15 protein-coding genes and 1 tRNA gene are annotated in these 19847 nt (G+C 57.5%); 7 read left to right on the top strand and 9 right to left on the bottom strand.

Going from position 1 to position 19847, the window contains the following annotated elements; all coding sequences use genetic code 11:
• Positions 1 to 197: 197 nt before the first annotated feature.
• The 4 genes from M9Q49_RS21565 to M9Q49_RS21550 all read right to left on the bottom strand — a co-directional run bounded on the left by M9Q49_RS21565 (position 198) and on the right by M9Q49_RS21550 (position 4385).
• Complete coding sequence (locus tag M9Q49_RS21565) at positions 198 to 1715, bottom strand: BBP7 family outer membrane beta-barrel protein (protein ID WP_254510903.1); 1518 nt, start codon at positions 1713 to 1715, stop codon at positions 198 to 200.
• A 311-nt stretch (positions 1716 to 2026) separates the two neighbouring features.
• Positions 2027 to 3052 carry a formylglycine-generating enzyme family protein gene (locus tag M9Q49_RS21560; protein ID WP_254510902.1) on the bottom strand — a complete coding sequence of 342 codons (1026 nt, stop codon included), beginning with the start codon at positions 3050 to 3052 and terminating at the stop codon, positions 2027 to 2029.
• A gap of 91 nt (positions 3053 to 3143) precedes the next feature.
• Positions 3144 to 3214, bottom strand: a tRNA-Gln gene (locus M9Q49_RS21555).
• Between the two features lie 232 nt (positions 3215 to 3446).
• Complete coding sequence (locus M9Q49_RS21550; protein ID WP_261365083.1) at positions 3447 to 4385, bottom strand: DUF1559 domain-containing protein; 939 nt, start codon at positions 4383 to 4385, stop codon at positions 3447 to 3449.
• Between the two features lie 276 nt (positions 4386 to 4661).
• Between M9Q49_RS21550 and M9Q49_RS21540 the strand changes: the two genes are divergently transcribed.
• The gene (locus M9Q49_RS21540) at positions 4662 to 5093 is read left to right on the top strand and encodes a hypothetical protein (RefSeq protein ID WP_254510901.1); all 432 of its coding nucleotides are present in this window, start codon (positions 4662 to 4664) and stop codon (positions 5091 to 5093) included.
• Positions 5094 to 5207: 114 nt separating this feature from the next.
• Here M9Q49_RS21540 and M9Q49_RS21535 read toward each other — a convergent pair whose 3' ends face one another.
• Complete coding sequence (locus M9Q49_RS21535; RefSeq protein ID WP_254510900.1) at positions 5208 to 5774, bottom strand: imm11 family protein; 567 nt, start codon at positions 5772 to 5774, stop codon at positions 5208 to 5210.
• Positions 5775 to 5849: 75 nt separating this feature from the next.
• Positions 5850 to 7184 carry a glucuronyl esterase domain-containing protein gene (locus M9Q49_RS21530; protein WP_254510899.1) on the bottom strand — a complete coding sequence of 445 codons (1335 nt, stop codon included), beginning with the start codon at positions 7182 to 7184 and terminating at the stop codon, positions 5850 to 5852.
• Positions 7185 to 7346: 162 nt separating this feature from the next.
• Here M9Q49_RS21530 and M9Q49_RS21525 point away from each other — a divergent pair, with 162 nt between their 5' ends.
• Complete coding sequence (locus M9Q49_RS21525; protein ID WP_254510898.1) at positions 7347 to 8507, top strand: WD40 repeat domain-containing protein; 1161 nt, start codon at positions 7347 to 7349, stop codon at positions 8505 to 8507.
• 123 nt (positions 8508 to 8630) lie between these two features.
• On the opposite strand, the gene M9Q49_RS21520 is transcribed toward M9Q49_RS21525, so the two are convergent.
• Positions 8631 to 10385, bottom strand: coding sequence for a hypothetical protein (locus M9Q49_RS21520; RefSeq protein ID WP_254510897.1), 1755 nt, complete (start codon positions 10383 to 10385; stop codon positions 8631 to 8633).
• Between the two features lie 515 nt (positions 10386 to 10900).
• On the opposite strand from M9Q49_RS21520, the gene M9Q49_RS21515 reads away from it, so the two are divergent.
• The 3 genes from M9Q49_RS21515 (at position 10901) to M9Q49_RS21505 (ending at position 13790) form a co-directional block, all read left to right on the top strand.
• Positions 10901 to 12034 (top strand): EAL domain-containing protein, encoded by a 1134-nt coding sequence (locus M9Q49_RS21515; protein ID WP_254510896.1) that lies wholly within the window; start codon positions 10901 to 10903, stop codon positions 12032 to 12034.
• Positions 12035 to 12455: 421 nt separating this feature from the next.
• The gene (locus M9Q49_RS21510) at positions 12456 to 12905 is read left to right on the top strand and encodes a type II secretion system protein (RefSeq protein ID WP_254510895.1); all 450 of its coding nucleotides are present in this window, start codon (positions 12456 to 12458) and stop codon (positions 12903 to 12905) included.
• A 171-nt stretch (positions 12906 to 13076) separates the two neighbouring features.
• On the top strand, positions 13077 to 13790 hold the full coding sequence (locus tag M9Q49_RS21505; protein WP_254510894.1) for a redox-sensing transcriptional repressor Rex: 714 nt from the start codon (positions 13077 to 13079) through the stop codon (positions 13788 to 13790).
• A 168-nt stretch (positions 13791 to 13958) separates the two neighbouring features.
• Here the strand turns inward: M9Q49_RS21505 and M9Q49_RS21500 are convergent, their stop codons facing one another.
• Positions 13959 to 15305 (bottom strand): hypothetical protein, encoded by a 1347-nt coding sequence (locus M9Q49_RS21500; RefSeq protein ID WP_254510893.1) that lies wholly within the window; start codon positions 15303 to 15305, stop codon positions 13959 to 13961.
• A 290-nt stretch (positions 15306 to 15595) separates the two neighbouring features.
• On the opposite strand from M9Q49_RS21500, the gene M9Q49_RS21495 reads away from it, so the two are divergent.
• Both M9Q49_RS21495 and M9Q49_RS21490 read left to right on the top strand, forming a co-directional pair.
• Positions 15596 to 15853 (top strand): hypothetical protein, encoded by a 258-nt coding sequence (locus M9Q49_RS21495; RefSeq protein ID WP_254510892.1) that lies wholly within the window; start codon positions 15596 to 15598, stop codon positions 15851 to 15853.
• A 196-nt stretch (positions 15854 to 16049) separates the two neighbouring features.
• Positions 16050 to 16931 carry an acetamidase/formamidase family protein gene (locus tag M9Q49_RS21490; protein WP_254510891.1) on the top strand — a complete coding sequence of 294 codons (882 nt, stop codon included), beginning with the start codon at positions 16050 to 16052 and terminating at the stop codon, positions 16929 to 16931.
• A 2-nt stretch (positions 16932 to 16933) separates the two neighbouring features.
• Here M9Q49_RS21490 and M9Q49_RS21485 read toward each other — a convergent pair whose 3' ends face one another.
• A complete protein-coding gene (locus M9Q49_RS21485; RefSeq protein ID WP_254510890.1) occupies positions 16934 to 19717 on the bottom strand; it encodes a WD40 repeat domain-containing protein in 2784 nt (927 codons plus the stop codon).
• Between the last annotated feature and the right edge of the window lie 130 nt (positions 19718 to 19847).

Here is a 19847-nt window from a genome sequence, read left to right as displayed (position 1 = left end):
GTTACCGCCGCCCCCCGTTCCCCAATCGCGTATGAACCCTGGAGGAGATATCGGCCCGGGCTAGAGGCAAACTTTGCCATTAATGCGGGCGACAGCATGTCGCAGTTATAGCAACGACATGCTGTCAGTCGATAATCGGCAACTTTCGCTCATTCCAAGCCGTGCGTGCGGCAACAACGTTCCATGCCAGACAAAAACTACCAGGTACCTTCCAAACCAACCCGCAGGCCGTGAGCCCAGAAATCATCGTGGACCATGTGGAACCGCGGTTGGAGGTGGTCGGTAGTCTGCGGATTGGCTTCCTCAGGAAACAGATCGGGATTCAAATTCCGGTCGATCTGATCGCCAGCCCGCGTCACGCGGCTCCAGTACAGCCAAGTGTACCCGGCAGTGACTTTCCAGCAAGGATTTAGTGAGTATCCCAGAGTTAATCCCAATTCAGGCACCACTGCGAACTCATCATCTTGATAATTTCCGATGTTCGTCCGCTGGGCCAGAATGCCGCCCGTAAACTGTTGGGCAGCCCCACCGGTCGGAGTGATCGACGTCGCGCCGTCGATATTCACGCGGCTGCGAGTATTACCGAGGGCGATTTTCGAGAGCAACTCGACCGACCAGCAGCCGCGCTGATGTTTCAGCATGGTGCCAATGTCGAAACCGTTGAATGTGTTCTCGGTGCCGAATTCGTCACGAATGTTGAACGCACCGCCCGGGTTGAGCGTCGAGCGTTCCGTGATCCGCAGCGAATCGTCGAGCCGCAAGTAGCGATAGCCGAGGACCATGTCGACGCGGCTCATCGTTTGCGTTGGGCAACCGTTCCACCAATTCGTGCCGCAACCGCTGTTGCTACCGAGATTGATGATGCCACGAGCGCCAGCGCCCCAGAACTGCGTGTTCGTATCGATGTCGATCGAACCGCGATAAGTCACGCCGTCGACGGCCGTCGGAAACGAAACGAGTGTCGAGCTCTCGAGACCGGTCAGCACGTTGTAAAACGGCCGAGCCAGAATCGGCGTGCCGGTGGCCGAATTACGAAAGAACGAGTCATTGCCATCTTCGAGCGTGAAGTAGTCGGCTTCCAAACCGAACGACTGACAATTGTCGAGCCACGCGCCGAACGAGATCTTCCATCCGCTGCGGGCATCACTATTGACCTGCTGACCGCCGTACAGAATTCGCACGGGATCGGTCGCGCCGAGATCGCCGTTGTCGTTTAAGTGCAAATCGACGGGATCAATGTTGTTGACTGCCGAGGTGATCACCAGCGGCGGCACGTACATCCCCTTCGTATCCCAGACGAGATATTCGCCGCGAACCCACAAGCCGCCGAGAATGCCACAGCCCATCGGGCCGCAGTAATTTCCGCCGCCATAACCCATCGGCGCGGGACCATTATCCAGCCAGGTCTGCTCGACCGGCGAATAATCGTAATAGGGCTGCGCACCAGGCGGCGCGTCAACAACGGCTGGACCATTCGGCGCCGGCAATTCGCCTGCTCCTGGCGGCGCGCCGGCCTCTTGATACGAAGCGCGTTGAGCGCCGCGAGCAGTCGCACTGCTTTGCGAAGTCGCAGGCTGCGCAATCGCCTTGCGTGTAGGACCAGCCGAGCCGCCACGCGCAGCTGGCGCTTGCGCCTGCGCATCAGCAGCGCAAGTCAAACCGACAGCGAGGCAAGCGCATAAAACGATACGAACGAATGTTATCGAGGGACGCACGACGAGATCCCCTCCCCGGTGTTGAGGCGAACGCTGTGAGGCGAACGAGATTTTGCGAACGCAGTTGTGACGAGTTAATCCACTGTGGGTAGACAGTGATACGAAGAGGGGAGGCTTTTAGTGCAACCTCCAAAATCCCACAAGAGCAGTTTGCCACCCTGGCGAAATTTTCACGGGAAATTTCGGCGGCTGCGAGCTGCATTACTCCGTCTCCTCGGTACTCCGGGGAGAGGGCTGGGGTGAGGGGCTAATTCGCGTTTAGCCCCGTCTCGTCAAAGAACACCCTAACTACGCCTCAAACGCAACCACCACTACTCTTCGCGCACCACGCGGAAACCCAAATTCAAATAACGCGTCTGCGGCGTGTTCCAGTTGCGGAACGAAGAGCGGACGTAGAGCGGAAACGTGTGGAACGCTCCGCCACGGCGAACATGCAACCGGCCTTCGGCGGGGCCAGTAGGATCGTCAACGGGGGATTTGCCATAGTAGTTCTCGTCGTAGTAGTCCTGGCACCATTCCCACACGTTGCCGTGCATGTCGTACAAGCCGAAAGCATTCGGGGCAAAGCTGCCAACCTTAGCGGTCGTCCAATTGCCGTCGTTCGCTTTCAGAGCGTGCTGCGCGTAGTCCTTGAATTCCTTCAAGCCGGATTCGACAGACGATGCATCGGCGATATTGCCGACCTTGGCCACCGATTCCGGATCATCGCCGGTCGTATAACGAGTCTTGGTTCCCGCGCGGCAGGCATATTCCCACTCCGCTTCGGTCGGCAGGCGGTATTTTTTGCCTTCCTTCTTACTCAGCCATTCGCAAAACGCCTTGGCGTCGTTGAAGGTGACGTTGACCACGGGATTGTCGTCGGTCAGTGGGTAACCAGTGTTCTGCCAGTTGTATTCCGGCTTGCGACCTTCAAATTTGCCGCTGGCGGAAATCCCGTATCCGCCGGTGATTCGCATCTCGCCTGTGGAGCGATCGACTTCCTTCGATTCAGCTTGCGACTTGAAATCGGCCTCTTTGCAGAATTGGCGAAACTGCCCGATGGTCACTTCATACACGCCAAATCGAAATGGCTTGGTAATCCGCACTTTGTGCTGCGGCCATTCATCGGTATCGAGAATCTTCTGCTCAAGCTTGGCTTTGTAATTCAGCCCCGGGTATTTCTTCTCGATTTCTTCGAGCGACTCGTGGCTTCCCATCATGAATTCGCCGGCTGGAATCAAGGCGAGCTTCAGACCGATGGAGTTCGTTTCGACATTGGGCTTGGCTGGATCTGCCGCCCAAGCTGAAGAAATGAACAGAAAAGCGACGAGCGCGCACGTTCCAAGTCGAAGCTTCATGGGAGAGAATCCGCCAAGAGAGAAAGCAATAAATGCAAAAAGGCGAGCAAAAGAAATCAGCGCATCCGCTGCAATAATCAGGCAGGAAGAATTCGGGGACTAGGATTCGAACCTAGACAAGCAGAACCAAAATCTGCTGTGCTACCGTTACACCATCCCCGAACGCAGCCTGGAGCAAGCTCCAACTACGGCGACCATTTTAAGCATTTGTCAGAAAACGACAACTGGGGAAGTCGCAGAACTGTAGCCGCCGCCATTGTCGTCGTTTTCTCCGAAAACGATGGGTTGAGGTTGACCTGAAGCGTGCCAAGGAACGAGCCCCGCGAAGTTCCGGCGGTGGCGAATAAAAGTCAACCTTCGCTCTCAATCCAAACAGACTCCGCTACCAATTCCACTAGTCCAGCCTGACGATTTGGCCGTCGTCTTTGCCGGCGAAGTAGCCAAGCATGGTGGAATTGGCGTTGTTCTGGATGCCGCGGACGCTGCCGTCGCACAGCACGAAGTTGGTGATCGACGGGTGCCAACTGCCGAAGAGGCGTTTCGTGGGATCTTGCGGTCCCTTCGAGAGGGGCTGGCTCGGTCCGAGGCAACGGTGCGAGTGGCCCTTGTCGCCGTTGAAGGCGCCGCCGTCACCGTAGTCGGGATTGGCAAGTTCCTTGAGGTACACATGCTTGTCGCCCACGAGCAGCGTGTTGCTCAAGCCGTCGGTGATTTCGCGGAAGGCAACGCCCTTGAAGGGTGCTCCGCCCGGCAGCACGGCAGGGGTCGTTCCCATGTTGCCGTTCCAGATGATTCCCACACCGTTGGCCGGAATGTCGACGCCGTTGTTCTGCCAGTAGTCGCCGCCGTTCACACTGGAGTCGCCAGTGCAGATCGCGTAATCGCCCGTTGCACTCTTGTACAACGGCGCTGTCGTATTGTCTTGCGGTTCGTCGGCAAATTTTGCGCCTGCAGAGGAGCGGCGCGAGGGGCAGTAGTAGGCATTGATGCGTGCCTGCTGGCATTGTGCTGTTTGCGTATAGAACGTCGTGTTGCCGAGATTCCACTGCGCGAACAGGGCCGATTGTTCGATCTGCGGCAGGATCATCGTCATCCAGGTGAAGTTCGCGTCATGCCGTGTGTTCGGCAGCAAGCCGTACGTATCGTGATAGTTCTGACAGGCCAGGCCGATCTGCTTGAGATTGTTGACGCACTGGGTGCGCCGAGCTGCTTCGCGAGCGGCCTGCACGGCGGGCAATAGCAGCGCCACCAAGACCCCGATGATCGCGATAACGACAAGCAACTCAACGAGGGTGAAACCGCGCTGGCGGTTCGAAGAAAAACGGGTCCGCATGGAACTGGCACTCCGCGAGAATTCGTGGATGGAGAGGTGGCCTGAGGAGCAGTTTAGCTAAATTTCTGAAAAATGCTCCTAAAAAGGATAATCACCGAAAATAACGACTCCGTAAACCCCCTTTTGGGGATTCGCGGCAGGCCGCATCAATTGACGGGGGCGGCCTTTGTCGGCAAATTAAACGCCCGCCACCTGCTCACGCGCGGTACTAAGTTTGCTTCCACTTCGTTTCGACACAACGCAGCCAGCTGCTGCCTCTCCATCAGGAATAGCACCATGCAACCTCCTTTCCGTCTGCTATCGCTCATGATTCTCGCCGGAGTTTTGTCGCTGACAGGTTGCGGCAGCAAACATCAGTCTGCTTCGGGGCAAATCGTGTTCGGCGACGGCACACCCGTGAAGGGGCTCGCCGGCGGTACCATCGCGTTTCAGAAAGCGGTCGGCGAAGGTGAGCTATCGGCAACTACGCCTTCGCCGTCTGGCCTCATCGACGCGAATGGAAAATTCACGCTCGGAACCGACGCAGTAGCCGATGGCGCTCCGGTGGGCGACTATCGTGCGGTGATCTCGCCCCCCACGCCATCGGGCGATGAACAGATTCCCAAGGTAATCGACGCCAAACACACGCGATTCAACGGCAACTCGCCGGTTTACACCGTGAAGAAGGGGGCGAACGACTTCAAGGTGATTGTCGATCCGGCGAAGTAGCGTGCGCAGGGAGGGCGAGGCTCCCGCCGAGCCTTTCCGAACGTTGCGAAGCTAAGTTGGCAGCTATAACTCGCTGCACTGACCTTGTTGATCGTGCGGGTGGCCGTGAGATACTCAGATCTTGGGCCAGTCTTCTGGGCGAATAAATCGCATCCCCGTCATCCCGCGTTGGATGATCGCATCCGCAAGCCCGTCACTAGCAAAGGCCAGTGCCTCAACACCTGTGGCAAGTCGAAATAGATTGTGCGATGCGGCCTTTTTCTCGTCAATTACAAGCTTTTTCAGCCTGTCAATACGTTTAACGGGCGAGTCGTAAAGTGTGGATTTGCCGCGAGTGAAGTCAAAGCAGTCGACAGCGTCAAGGATGTTACATAGAAAGAAACCATCGCTCGTGATCGGCCTCTTCTTTGAATTCACAAGCTGAATTTCTATGAATTCCGCAAGTACCTTCCACTCCTCAAGCAGCGTCTTTAATCGCTGCGACACCACAAACATTCCGCTAGGACAGAACCAATCTGGTGGTAGTCGCCGTGACCTTATCTCAACGCGACCTGCTCGAGACCGGCGATCTACTACCCATTTCGACAATCGCACCGACTCATCAAAGATGAATGCCCAGTCCTCAGCAATCATATACCCTACTAGTGTTGCATCCGTGCTCAGACTCCATAGCTTGGTCATTCTTGCCTCATGAAATAGTCAGTTTCCTATCCCGATGCGATGTGGAGATAGTACCGATTCAGCAATACTTTATGACTAATTCGGCGCGAAGTGTTTTTCGGCGAACTGCAGAAACGCTTCCCAATCCTGGCGATTCATCGAGTGCTTGCCGGGACGGATGAAGTAGCCCAGCTCTTGGCCGATGACTTTGTCGACTTCCGGTTTTGCATTCGCATCAATGCCCCGTTTGCCATAGAGAGCATAAACCGGCGCGGCCGCCTTAAGCACTTCGAGCTGACCATCGGGATTGGCCCAGCCATCTTCTACTGCGTTCGCGAAGAGAACTGGCCGAGGCGCGCAGATCGCGACGAGGCAGTTCTGATCGAAGGGCAAACGCATGGGATCGTCGTTGAAGCTCGTGAACTCGTCGCAGAACCAGTGCGGGAACGATGTGTTGATCCGCTTTACCGATTCGACTTGCTTGTCCGATTCGCCGCGGAGAAAACGGCTCGGGGCCGTGCCGCCGCAGCCGGCTTGCGTGGGAATGGCCAGCGCGATCCGCGGATCCATGGCGGCAGCGAGCAGCGTGGTTTTGCCGTTACGTGAATGGCCGACAGCAGCGACCTGCTTGAGGTTTAGATTGGCAGCTTTTGCGGCGACTTGCTTTTCGAGCGCATCGATCACGCGGTGATAGCCCCAAGCCCAGCAAGCGATGGCGCCGGGATCGTCGGGGGCGAATTGCAGATCGGGCTTCATTTCGCCGGCGAGGCCATCGCCGAAATCGGCGGTGTCGGGATCGATGTCGCCGCTGTAGAAACTGGCGAAGGCATAACCCTTGGCGATAATCAAATCGACATTCCACACATCGGCCTGGCTGCCGCGACCGGCTGCGGTGGCGTGATCATTCTCCACACCCTTGCACGATTTGTAGACCCAGTTCTCCGGGATCTTCACCTGCTCGTCGGCGACGATCGAATGATTGCCGCAGAAGTTCATGGTGACGAAGGCCGGCGCGGGAGTCAGACGATCGTTGGGGGTGATGAGGAGGACGTGCAGCGTGTGCTTCGACCAGCTCGGCGCGTTTGCTTTCACGCCCGGCAACGAAAACCGCACGCTCAGTTCACGGAGCGTGGCTTTGCCATCGAGGAATTTAGCGTTCGTGAAAAGAGTCTTCGCGTCGACCATCTGCGGCGCGGCGGGCAGCTTGCCATACATGTAGTGCTGAAAGAGTTGCTGCAATTCGGGCCGGCGTTTCGTTTCCCACTCGCGAACCGTTTCCACCTTGCTGCCACTGAGCATCGTCAGCGGATCCGGCAGCGCGTTCTGCGGTTTGAGCTCGGCGAAGGGAGGAAAAGTTTGGGCGCTGGCAGATTGAATCAGCAAGCCGAGGCCGAGGGCCATGCCAGCGAAGTAGTGGAGGAACGATTTCATCGGAGAGTTTCCCGGAACTGGATCGCAGAGGTTCGTGGAATGCCACGAAGGTATCGCGAACGGCAGAGGAATTCAAACCGGTGCGTCGCCTGGTAGGGCCGGCGTTTGCTTGTTGTCGATGAGGGTGGCTTCTACAATCAGCGCGCAAGGCAGGAGATTACGATGCGATTTTCAAAGTGGGCCATAACCGGTTATTGCTTGGCGATGCTGATCGCCAGCATCTCCGCCGGCAAAGTCGGCGGCCAGGAGAAGCATTCGGCCCTGGCGAAGCTCGATCGTGCGGAATTGACGCCGCTCGAAACGGCGATGCTGCCCGACATTACCGTGGCGGCGACGCGCGTGGAAGAAAAGGCGGGGCAGGTTTGGAGCCTCGCCTTTGCGCCCGATGGCAGGCTGGTGACCGGCAACCGTGATGGCAAGGCCGTGCTGTGGGATTTGAGCGGCGCAAAACCGCGGCAGACGCAGACGATTGAACTCGATTCGAAAAAATCGGCAGTCAACGCGGTGCGGTTTTCGGCGGACGGCAAATACCTGGTCGCCGTGCAGTCGGATGTGCTGGCCAAACGGCGGGATGAGCGCGAGAGTGCGCTCTCGGTATATGACGTGACCGCGGAGGGGGCCAAGCTTTCTTCACGCTATGAGTTGTCGGTCGACGACTACCTGGCCTTTCATCCGACGCGATCTGATCTGTTTTATCGCGAGAAGGATAACAACGGCGCGGCCGTGGCGATTTCGGCGGCGGGCCTGGAGACGTTGCCGGTCAAACTCGAAGGGGCCAACAGCGGGTTTGCGTTTTCGCCGGATGGCGGGACGTTCGCGGCGATCGTCTTTAATGAGGCGAGAAACGGGCCGTTGTACGGTTCGGAGTTCAAATTGTGGAAGTTTGCTGACGGCGGTCTTGCGGAGACGGTTTTGGTTCAGCTTGACGTTGGTTTCAAAACATTGGCCTTCAGCCCCGATGGCAAATGGCTGGCGAGCGGCACGCTGGACAAGTGCGTGCGGATTTGGGATCTCAGCGGCAAACAGCCGGTGGAGAAATCGAAGTTCAAAGTCGAGCATTGGCCGCGAGCGGTTTATTTTGCCGGCAATGACTACGCGGTGTGCGTGAGCTCGATGAACCACATCGTGCTGTATAACCTGGCCGCAGAGAAGATCGAAAAAGAATGGCGACTAGAACCGCGCCGCGGCAGCAAATTGGCCGAGGGGGCCATGCATCGGTCAATCGCGGCGAGCGCACTCGCGCCGGATGGCATGCATCTGGCAATCAGCAATCACAATGCCCAGACGTTGATTTTGCGTTTGCCGATTGTGGCCAAGCCGTAAAGCGGATCCGCGCGGCGGGAACGATCGCCAAGAAATAAAAAAGCGGCGGCTCGTTCCAGGGGAGCGAGCCGCCGCGGCGTTTCGACCAGATCAGTCAGGTTACCAGCGAACTACTTCAGTGAGTTACGAACCGCAGCCACAACCGCAGCTACGACGAACTCGGCCGCAGCAGGGATCGCAGCAAGGGGTCGGGCAGCAGACCTGCACCGGCACTTGCGTGCAAACGCACTTCGGCACGCAGCGAGTCACCGTGTAGGGGACTTGCTTGCAGACGCAGCGGGGGCACTTCACAACTTGCGTGTAGTGAACCGGCTTGCAGACGCAGTAAGGAACTTGCTTCGTGCACTTCTGTTCCACCATCGTGCAGACGGTGTACGGAACTTGGCGCGTGTGCTGTTCCTGCGTCATGCAGCAGGTGCGATACGTGCAAATCTTGGTGCGTTGTTCCTGCACCATGTGGCAGCAACGGTAAGCGATTTGCTTGGTCCGTTGTTCTTGCACCATCTGGCAGCAGGTGTAATTCACAATCTTCGTACGCTTTTCAGGAACCATGCAGCAGGTGGTGTAGTTGATCACCTTGGTCCGCTTTTCAGGAACCATGCAGCAAGTGGTGTAGTTGACGATTTTGGTCCGCTTTTCAGGAACCATCGTGCAAACCTGGTAGGTGCAGGTCTTGCGAACGACTTCAGGAACCATGCAGCAGGTCGTGTAGTTCACGAGCTTGGTGCGTTGTTCTTGAACCATGTGGCAGCAGGTGTACGAGCAGGTCTTGGTCTGCTGTTCGTTCACGTAGCGGCACACGGTGTACGGGATCGACTTCTTGACCACTTCACGTTCGTAGCGAACGCAGTTGATCGTCTTTTCTTGCACTTCCGGGACCCACACCTTGGTGCAGACCTTACGCGGCGGGCATTGAACTTGGACTTGCTTGCAGGCGCCGGGGCAATAAACGCAACGGCAGCAGCAAGGATCCCAGCTCCAGCAGCCAGGTTCTTGAACGCACTTGGTGATGACCGGGCCGGGGCATTCGGTCACTTGCGTGTCCCAATGTCCGCAGCAAACTTGGATCGTCTTGGTGTAGTGAACCGGCTTGCAAATGACTTCGCAGCATTCGCGGTGGCAGGTTTCATACACAGGCTTGCACACGTTCACGCAGTAGGTGCGAGTCTTCGTTTCGTACACCGGCTTGCAGACCGTGTAGCAGACTTCCTTCTGGTGAGTCGTATAGACCGGCTTGCAAACGGTGTAGCAATATTCCTTCGTACGGGTTTCGTACACCGGCTTGCAGACCGTGTAGCAGATCTCTTTTTGGTGCGTCGTGTAGACAGGCTTGCAGACCGTATAGCACAGTTCCTTCTGGTGAGTCGTGTAAACGGGCTTGCAGACCGTGTAGCAGACTTCCTTCTGGTGCGTGGTGTAGACGGGTTTGCAAACGGTATAGCAGCAAGTGCGGTACTTGGTTTCGTAGACCGGCTTGCAAACGGTGTAGCAGACTTCCTTTTGGTGAGTCGTGTACACAGGCTTGCAGACGGTGTAGCAGCAAGTTTTGTAGTGCGTGGTGTACACGGGCTTGCAAACCGTGTATTCGCAGTTGCGGTAGTGCGTCTCTTGGACGTGCTTCACGCAATCAATGGTTTTTTCGTCGTAGACCGTCTCGTAGACGTTCTTGTAGCACGTGTACTGTTGTTGTTCGTACACGGTCTCGCGCACGGTTTTCATCACCGTGTGGCACTGCTGTTTGCAGGGCTCATAACCGACTGGGTCGCAGCAGCCTACGTGCTTGTAGCTGACTGCGCCGCAGCAGGCGGCGGAGCTGGTGTTTACCGAGATAACGGTCAGCAGAACCGCTACCAACGGCAGACCCAAGAGGGCTTTCATTTTCCGATCTCCTTGTCTCACTGTGGCTGTACCTGGGGAAACGCTGTTTGTTCTGGTTGGCGAAACGCTCGCCGGGCGGCGAATTCCGGGGCCTGGCCTGCACTCCTCACACGCTGGCAATCCTGAGGAAGGCAGAAAGTGGCCGTTGACTGTGCGGGTAATACGAAAAGATCACCCGCCCAGCGGTTTCTCTTGGAAATTCATCGTCAGTCTGGGTAACTGGCTTGAGATGGGGGAACTACGCAGAGTTCTTTTATTGGGTAATCGCGTCCAGCTAGCAGAGCCTTAGCGAATGCATGCACAGTGACGAAAGCAAAGAAGTTGCGGAATGTGTCGGATTTTTCTGGAGCGACGGGGCAAAGGCCGAGCTAGCCGAGCCGGGAATCTGGCAATCGACCGAATGGCGGGTTTTTATGCCTGGAGACAATCTCTGAGCTAGGCTTCGGTGTCTGGAAACGGCCGCGCCGGTTCTGCACCCGGTGGCTTTACATGCCAGTCTTACGAGTAACGGTTGGATGATGAATTCTGTAGCACCGCCGACATTGAAAGTGACTTGGTACCTGACCGGGCGCCTGAGCGTCATGGGCAAGGTCGAGAGCATTGACGTCTCGGTGGTGCCGTTTCAAGTCGGCCGCCGCCATGGCCTGCCGCTGTCATTGTCTTATGCGACCGTTTCCAGCCTGCACGCCGAAATCAAGATCGAAGAAGGCTATCTGCAGATTCGCGACGCCGGCAGCACGAACGGCACGTTCGTCAACGGCAAGCAAGTGCGCGAATGGGAAACACTTAGCGACGGCGACCTGATTCAGTTTGCCGACGTGCCGTTCCGCGTTGGTATGAAAGTGCCGCAAGGCACAAGCTCGACCCTGTGCGATCCTTCGGGCGCCTCCGAACGCGCGCTGTCGCTCATTCAGTTCGACAAACTGATGACCGATCGCGCCGTCGTGCCACACTTTCAACCGATCCTCGACATTCGCAACGGCAAAGTTACCGGCTACGAAGTTCTCGGCCGCAGCAACCTCTTCGGCTTGAAGACGCCGCGCGATATGTTCCTGGCCGCTTCGCAACTCGATCTCGAAGCCGAACTCAGCACCATGCTGCGAGTGGCCGGTCTCGAGTGCGCGCCGCAGGCCGATACTTCGCTCAGCCTCTACTTAAATACACATCCGGCGGAAATCGTCACGTCGAATCTTTTCGATTCGCTCGTCGAACTCCGCACGAATTTTCCGAACCAGGCCATCACGCTGGAAGTTCACGAAGCTTCGGCGACCGACCTGGCTTCGATGAAAGAACTGAAACGCCGGTTGCATGAGCTCGGCATCAAATTGGCCTACGACGATTTCGGCGTGGGACAATCGCGTCTGGTCGAACTCGCCGAAGTCAGCCCGGATGTTGTGAAGTTCGACATGCAGTTGATTCGCGACATTCATCTCTCTCCGCCCCGCCATCAGCAGATGGTGGCGAAACTCGTGCAAATGGTTCGCGAACTCGGCAGCGCCTCGCTGGCCGAAGGCGTGGAATCGGAAGCCGAACATCGCTGCTGCTGCGAAATGGGTTTCGACCTGGGCCAGGGCTACTACTACGGCAAACCAATGCCCGCCCCCGATCTGCCGACGCCGACGGTGGGCCGCTTACGGCCGCTGTTCTAAATGCAGAGGCAGAACGCAGAATGCAGAATTGAAATACAACATTCTGCATCGCGAACGCTCTGCTACTTCTTGCATTTATTCGCAGCCTGCGGCTGGGCGCCACTGATCCGGCGTCCGCATTTCATTCTGCCTTCTGCCTTCTTCGTTCTGCATTTTCCCTTCCGCCTTTGCCGCCTGCGCCGCCCAGCACCCCTCCTTAAGGTTTTCGCAAGGAATTTTTTTGACCGCCTTGCGACTGCAACCTAATTAATTGCAGGAGCAAGTTCGCGACACACCGCGGTTCGCTGCTGCTCCACACCTTGATCCGCAAACCCGACTCCAGTCCCCGAACTTTCCTCTCCTGCTGAGGCGAGAGTGTGAGTGACGACAGGCGGTTGCACCACTGGTTACCGTTCAACACATTTCCCTTCGCGAGATTCCCATGAAAAGCAAGTTCCGTTCAGCGTTTACCTTGGTTGAAATTCTGATCGTGGTCGTGATCATGGCCATCCTGGCCGCGACCATCATCCCGCAGTTCACCGACTCGGCCACCGATGCCAAGAAGGGAACGGCTGTGTTCAATCTGTCGACCCTTCGCGGTCAGATCGAAACCTATAAGAGCAATCACGACGGTTTGAAGCCGAGCGCCACGTTGATCGAATTGACTCAGCAAACGAACAAGGCCGGCGCCGCCGGTACGACCACGGCCCACATCTATGGCCCGTACCTCCGCGAAATTCCGGAAAATGCGATCACCAAGAGCCAGACCGTGAAGGCCATCATGAACAATCCCCCGACGGCTGCCGACGTGAGCGCCAGCAACGGCGGTTGGTTGTATCATGCTGCCACCGGCAACGTGTGGTTGGACGACGCGACGCTGTACACCGAGTAAGTTCGGCCGGCGATCATAGCCACGAACAGACATCGTTGAAGTAACCAGGGCCTGGTTCGCACGTGCGGATCAGGCCTTTTTGCTTTCTTGGAGCCACGCGCGGGTTAAGTGGCCCATTGTTGCAGAAACGCAAGGCTTCTTGCCCCTTTCCCACAATCGGTTTACAGTACAGTGGCGGCCATCTTCGGCCGCATAGGTGCTTGTTGGGATGGGTGCATGACGGAAGGTAAGAAATCCGCCGAAGAGAATGCCGAACCCCAAGTGCCGCAGGCCGTTGTCAGCCGCCTGAGTCTTTACCTGCGCGAACTGCAGCACTTGGTGCGCGACGGCCACGAAACGACGAGCTCAACGCAGCTCGGTCGGCTGCTGGGCTTCACCGATGCCCAGGTGCGCAAGGATCTGGCCTACTTCGGGCAATTTGGCTACCCTGGCATCGGCTATCGCTGTGCGGAACTGATCGCCGCGATCAAGAAGATTCTGGGAACCAACCAATCCTGGAACCTGGCCATTGTCGGCATGGGTAACTTGGGTCGAGCCTTGATCGGCTACCGCGGCTTCCACCAGCAGGGCTTTGAAATTGTCGCCGGCTTCGACACCGACCCGGCCAAAATCGGCACGCATACCGACGGCGTCGAGGTTTTTCACCTCGACGACGCCAGCCGAGTGATTCAAGAAAAAAACATCCGCATGGCCATCGTGGCCGTCCCTTCGCCTGTCGCCCAGCGAGTGGCCGATGCGCTGGTCGCGGCTGGCATTGAGGGGATCCTCAATTTTGCCCCGGTCACGCTGGCATTGCCGAAGCATATCCACACCGTGGGCGTCGATCTCGCGATCGAGCTAGAACAGCTGTCTTTTAACGTGGTCAGCAAGTTCCCGAAGGAATAGGTCTCCATTGTCGACGATTTCTCTGAAATCGGTGGTAGCGGAGTCTGTTCGAATTAAGAGCGAAGGTTGACTTATATTCGCCACCGCCGGAACTTCGCGGGGCTCGTTCCTTGGCATGCATCAGGTCAACCTCAACCCATCGTTTTCGGAGAAAACGACGGCAATGTGCTAACGCACTGGCCAGGCTTCGCGGCAGTGTTTCTTCCAATCATTCGTCAGCCGCTCAAAGCTAACCTTCAGCACCGGTTCTAACTGCGGCTCGAGCGCTGTGCTCTGTTCACGCTGAAAGCCGGCCACAAGATCTTTTAGCTTCGGCGCGTACGACGGATCGCGGAGCAGCAGGCTGCAGAGCGTGGCCGCTTGCCAGAAAGCGTTGCTGCTGACGTGCTTGCCGCTGGTGACCGCGGCCAGATCATATTGCTCGCGCGAGATCCCGAGTTGAATGACCTCGCCCATGTTTTTCTGCGGGTACTGCTGCAGCTGATAGAACGTCGCCATCCCTTCCTGGAACCACTCGCCTTGATTGGCGATCTGCAGTCGCCGTTCGAGCAGCGAATGAACAAACTCGTGCACGAAGACAGGCTGCTCGGCTCCTTGTTGCGAATCCCAACTGCTGGTGGCCCAACCGAGCATGGTGAAGCCATCGCTCTGTGGCTCGGCTGCGTCCTTGCCGTAGCGCATGGCCAGTCGCGGCGGAAACTTTTGATACTCATCGCGCGTGGCAAAGATCAAGAGCGTCGGCGGCACCGCAGAATCGCCCAGCGGCAGATCGGCGGCGATTTTCTTTTCCAGCGATTGCAGAATGGCTGCGACTTTTTCAGGATTGCAATCGGTGGCATTGGTTGCGACCACGAGCCCACCGCGCTTCGCCGTCTTAATCGCAGCCGGCGCCACGCCCGGAAAGGCGATGGGCAGAATGTCTTCGAGCGCGACGGGAGCCTGCGGCTGCGCGGCGACATCGACCTGCACGGCATCGAGTGAAAGATGACTCTCCTCGCGAAACGACAAGGTAAACCGCTGCACTCCCGACCACGAACCGATGCGTCCCGTCGTCGGCGCGATCCACAGCGTGGGCGCTTCGAACTGTTGCCAGCCGCTTCCCTTGAAGACAAACTTGCGTGAGAACACTGGCTTGTTGTTCGCATTCAAAAAGAACAGATCAAACTCGCACTCCGGGTCGCGTTTGGCTTCTTCCTCGCTGCGCGACAGCCAGAAGGAAATCCGCTGCACTCGCTCCCACGGCACGCGCGGCAACTCTTTCTTCAAGCCGAAGAACGCGCCGGGCTGTGCGCTGATAGTGGCCACCTGGCCGCCAGGAATCGCATCGCCCTCGTGACTGGCTTTTGGCTTTTGTGCCGGTTCGCCGATCGCGCGGGTCGCCGTGATCTTGCCACCCGCCGTCCATTCGGCGCCGAGCGTTTGTTTTTCGAAATCCCAAGTAACCTTGCCGGCTTCTTGTGCAGCGACGACGCCGCACCACAGAGCAAAAATTACGGCGAAGCAAATGCGCTGCATGCGATGACGCCTGAATGCGAGTGTAGGGACTGCACGCACATTGAAGTGTATGCATACTCGGGAGGAAAGGACCACGAATTTCCGGTTGCCGTTCTTCGTGCGCTGTGTATAATCCCACGCGGAGGCACCAAGACTGCTTCACGTACAACAAAATTTAAGAACCACTGACTCGAGCAAGTCAGTGGTTTTTTTACGCGCGCGCACGGAAGTAATCGAATGAACTCAGGAATAAAGCAGTCACAAAACGAATCTGTCGGTGTAATGTCTCTAACTCTAGAAAGGAGAACGGAATGGCTGAACGATTCTGTGAAATCTGTCAGGAGGAAATTGATGAGGACCGTCGCGAGGGATTGCCGGACACTCGGTTATGCACAACGCATGCCCGGGAGATCCAAAGATACGGCGGCGAGTTTCGACTCGTGAGCCAGCAAGAGCGAACGTCGAAAGCCGGTTCGCTGAAGATCAACTACGGCGGCGTGGCAACTCGCAAAGAGCGAAACCATGAAGCCCTGCGACGACTGCAGGACGCCTGGGAACGCCGCAGCTAACGCAACCCTAGGCTGACGCTGATCCGACGCCGCGGAGTCGGTCTGTCGTCTTTCACGCTGTGATAGCGCGTCGTTTGATCGACGTGCGACATCCGAAGTTCTTGAACACGCTGTTCAATCGCGACTATCATTTGCTTGCAATTGTCTTCTTTCACTCCGTGAAAGTATTTTCTGCCGCGAGCGAAATATCACTCCCATGCAACGCCTGCCCATCGGTCCGCTTTACTACGAATACAGCCGGCACAACGAGCCGCGGCTGCACATCCACTCAGGCGAAACCGTCGTTGTCGAAAGCGAAGACGCCTTCAGCGGCCAGATTCGGACCAACGATGACCGCCGCGACAAAGTGAAGTTGCCGCAGGGGAATCCGCAGACGGGGCCAATCTGGATTGAAGACGCCGAGCCGGGCGATTCGCTTGCCGTGACCATTCGCGAGATCAAGCCGCTGATCGGGCAGTGTTCCACGCGCACCAGCGACCCGCGCCAACTGGCCGAATGGCTGGGGACGGAGTGTCCGCACGGCACGCATGTGTGCCCTATTCGTGACGGCCAGATTTTTTGGAGCGACAAGATCACGATTCCGTATGCGCCGATGCTCGGCTGCATTGGCACCGCGCCCGACTGGGGCGTGCCGACGACGATTCCCGCTGGCATTCATGGCGGCAACATGGACATCATCGAGGTCTGCCCCGGCAACACGATTTATCTGCCGGTGTTCGTCAAAGGTGGCTACCTTTATCTGGGCGATGCACATGCCGCGATGGGGCACGGCGAACTTTCGGCCAGCGGTTTGGAAATGCCCGCCGAAACCACGATCACGGTTGAACTGCGCAAGGGCAAGAAAGTGAGCGGTCCGCGCATTGAATCGCCAACGGAACTGATGGCCGTCGCCACCGGTTGCCCGATGGAACGAGCCGCGGCGGAAGCATTTGCGAAGCTGATTCTTTGGCTTGAAGCCGACTACGGCTGGGACCGCTGGCGGTCGTATGACCTGCTCACGCATGTGGCCCGTATCAGCGTCGGCTATTACGCCTTCGGTACGGTGGCGGCGAAGATCGAGAAGCGTTACTTGCAGTAATCTTACTTGCGGATCTTCAGCAACATCGGCTTGCTCACCTGATTTCCCTCGACGTTGGCTTGGGCGTGGAACAAGCGATCCTGATCTTTTACCCACGGCTCGGCGCGGAGGAAGATCGTGCGCTCTAGTTGCCCCTCTACAATCAGCACGCCACTGAGACCGATGTCGTCAACAATCACGCCGTGCGGCAGGTTCTGCACGTCGAAGGCCACGCGATCGTTGAAATTTTGGCGCTCGATGCGCAGCTTCGCAGTCACGCTGCCGCCAGGAGCGAGAGTGATCTCGGGCGGGCTGTTGGGATTGGCGACCGGATCGGGCGTGGAAAGTTCGAGATGAGCGATGACCTTCGGCTTGTCGGCGCGCTTGATCGTGCCGAGACTGCCAGATTCTTGCGTTCGTTCTTTGCCGGCAACGATCGCGGTTGCGACGACTTTGGAAAGCTTTTCATTCTCTGCCGTCGGCGCTGCAGCACTCTCCGCACAGTTAATCACACCCTGGGCTTCGTAGAGACCAGCCGGGATGACGAGCGGCGAGGTTGCCGTAAAGCCCGGCGGCAGTTCGGAAATATCAACGCGGATCTCGCCCATGAAGTTGTCGATCCGCTCGGCTTTCACGCCAAAGGTCTTACCGCTGGCGGCGTTGACCGTCGGATTCATGCCATTCACGGTCACTTTGAAACCAGGCTGCGGCCGGCGGCCGATGAGTTGATAGGTGTACTTGTCGCCGGCGAAGTTGCGGACGTCGCTGACTCGCACTAGATAGTCGCCGGTTTGCGGCGCGACGAAGGTCACTTGCGAATCCTTGCCGAACTTCTTTTGCGACTGATCGTCGTTCTCGAAATTGAGCGTGAACACCGGTAAGCCGTTATTTGGCAACTGCGTGCCGACCGGATAAGGAACCACCATGTAACCTGGTTCCCCCAGCGCGTGTGCCCGCGGCGTCGTTTCAAAAAACGTAAAACGGTTGCCGTTCTCGGGAAAGAAGTTACCATCGGCATCGGGCCCACGCCGCTGCTGAAAGTGCTTGATCACCTCGCCACCGAGAAAGACGTATTCGTTGAGAAGCATCTCCTCGTAATTCTTGAGTCGCACGCCGCGCTGGTCGCTGTTCATTCCGCGGAACTCGATCTCGGTATCGCGCACGCCGCGAAGGAGCACGCGCGGTACGGGTTTGCCATCGGTATCGAGGATCTCCAATTTGCTATCGAGCAGCGAACCGCTGCGGGCAGCGTTCGTTTCGAAGATCCACTGCTCGCCTTCCTCGGCGAAGAAACGAAACAAATCGACGTCATCGTTGCGATCGGCGCGATGAATCGTTCCGGTGACGATGCCCGGTAACTTGAACGCCGCAGCCTCCGCTGGGGTGTCGTTTGGTTCGACTTCAGCCACCTTCGGCAACTTATCGATCGCCGGCTGTTCGCCGTAGTCGACTTCCGGCGGCGTTTCGGCAGCAGGAATCAACTCGGCCGTCGTGATCGCCGGCGGTGGGGCGATGTCGAGCGATTGGCTGCTGCCATCAATGCGGCCGACGAACAGCTTCGTATTGCTCGCCATGTTCGCCAGCCCCGTGGCCCAGTCACTTTGCTTCGGCAGCGTCTGACGAATCGACAAATCGGCAGCGTTCCAAACTTTGATCAACCGATCCTCGCCAGCCGAGACAATCGTCTTGCCATCGGCAGACCACACGATTCGCAGCACCGCAGTTTCATGGGCAAACTTGGAAGTCAGCAGCGGATTGGTTCCTTCCTTGCCATCGCCGCTGACCTGCCAAATGCGGATCCGGTTGTCGACACCCGCCGCGGCTACCCGATCGCCCGTCGGACTGAAGGCCAGCGTGTAAAGTTCCTTCGTCGCTTCCTTCAGCGTTTCGAGGCGTTCACCGCTCGCCACATTCCACAACTTCACTGTGCGATCGCCGCTGCAACTTGCCAGAATTTGACCGTCGCGGCGAAAGGCCAACTCGAATACCGCGCCATTGTGCCCTTCGAGTTTCTTCAGGAGCTTACCATCGTTGGTGTCCCACAGCGTGATCAAGCCGTCGTAACCACCCATCGCAAGCACTTTGCGATCGGGACTTAGACGCACCGCGTAAATGCTGTCCTTGTGCCCCTGCACGGTCTTCAGCAGCGTGCCGTCCGCTACATTCCAAATGCGTGCTTCGCCGAACAAGCCGGGCTCGCCGGCGCCTGCGACCAGCCATTGGCCATCGTCGGAAAAGGAAATCGCATTCACACTACCGCGATGACCACTCAGGAGTTGGGATTGGTTTCCCCGCTGCAGTTCCACTTCGCCATAGCGTGCTAATGCGACCGCATTTCCCCGGGACGATACGGCCACTGCGTTCACGCTCTTTCGCGCGGGCGTGGTTACTTTGATCTGCGGCGTGTTGAGAATTGTCGGATCGGGCGCGGCGCCACTTGGGCCTTTGGCACCCGCATCGATCCAAGCTTTCAGCAGCGCGATCTCGGCAGCCGTTGGCGGATCGCTATCTTTCGGCGGCATCGCCGGTTGGGCCTTGCCGGTCAGTACCAGAATCATCCGACTCAAATCGCCATGGCCTGCTGTAACGAGCGCGCCCTTCGGTCCGCCCTTGAGTAGCGCGTCGTAACTCTCCAGCGATAACTTCCCCTCGCGGTCCTCGTTGTTGTGACAACTGGTGCAGTATTTGTTGAGGATCGGTTGGATTTGTTTGGTGTAGTCGGGGGATTGGGCGAAGTTCGGAATTGCTGAACCAGCAACGAACAGTAGTGCGACTCGATAAGCTGGCGCTTGATAGTTCGGAAACATTTCGGACTCGCATCGTTAGCCACCAGCTTTAGATGGTGGATGGATAGGTTCTCAATCGTCCGGCTTTACCATTGAATGGCTAAAGCCGGCTCTCTCATTTGCTTTGCTACCACCAGCTCAAACTGGTGGC

Source organism: Anatilimnocola floriformis, assembly GCF_024256385.1.
Classification (GTDB): Bacteria; Planctomycetota; Planctomycetia; order Pirellulales; family Pirellulaceae; genus Anatilimnocola; species Anatilimnocola floriformis.
Note: the sequence above shows the minus strand (reverse complement) of the source record. Positions and strands in the feature narration are given on the sequence as shown.

Bases quoted from the DNA above. Each gene is read 5' to 3' on its own strand.
- M9Q49_RS21490 (WP_254510891.1), top strand. From the start codon at position 16,050: ATGCAACGCCTGCCCATCGGTCCGCTTTACTACGAATACAGCCGGCAC.
- M9Q49_RS21520 (WP_254510897.1), bottom strand. From the start codon at position 10,385: ATGAAAGCCCTCTTGGGTCTGCCGTTGGTAGCGGTTCTGCTGACCGTT.
- M9Q49_RS21525 (WP_254510898.1), top strand. From the start codon at position 7,347: ATGCGATTTTCAAAGTGGGCCATAACCGGTTATTGCTTGGCGATGCTG.
- M9Q49_RS21515 (WP_254510896.1), top strand. From the start codon at position 10,901: ATGATGAATTCTGTAGCACCGCCGACATTGAAAGTGACTTGGTACCTG.
- M9Q49_RS21535 (WP_254510900.1), bottom strand. From the start codon at position 5,774: ATGACCAAGCTATGGAGTCTGAGCACGGATGCAACACTAGTAGGGTAT.
- M9Q49_RS21510 (WP_254510895.1), top strand. From the start codon at position 12,456: ATGAAAAGCAAGTTCCGTTCAGCGTTTACCTTGGTTGAAATTCTGATC.
- M9Q49_RS21550 (WP_261365083.1), bottom strand. From the start codon at position 4,385: ATGCGGACCCGTTTTTCTTCGAACCGCCAGCGCGGTTTCACCCTCGTT.
- M9Q49_RS21560 (WP_254510902.1), bottom strand. From the start codon at position 3,052: ATGAAGCTTCGACTTGGAACGTGCGCGCTCGTCGCTTTTCTGTTCATT.
- M9Q49_RS21540 (WP_254510901.1), top strand. From the start codon at position 4,662: ATGCAACCTCCTTTCCGTCTGCTATCGCTCATGATTCTCGCCGGAGTT.
- M9Q49_RS21495 (WP_254510892.1), top strand. From the start codon at position 15,596: ATGGCTGAACGATTCTGTGAAATCTGTCAGGAGGAAATTGATGAGGAC.
- M9Q49_RS21530 (WP_254510899.1), bottom strand. From the start codon at position 7,184: ATGAAATCGTTCCTCCACTACTTCGCTGGCATGGCCCTCGGCCTCGGC.
- M9Q49_RS21500 (WP_254510893.1), bottom strand. From the start codon at position 15,305: ATGCAGCGCATTTGCTTCGCCGTAATTTTTGCTCTGTGGTGCGGCGTC.
- M9Q49_RS21485 (WP_254510890.1), bottom strand. From the start codon at position 19,717: ATGTTTCCGAACTATCAAGCGCCAGCTTATCGAGTCGCACTACTGTTC.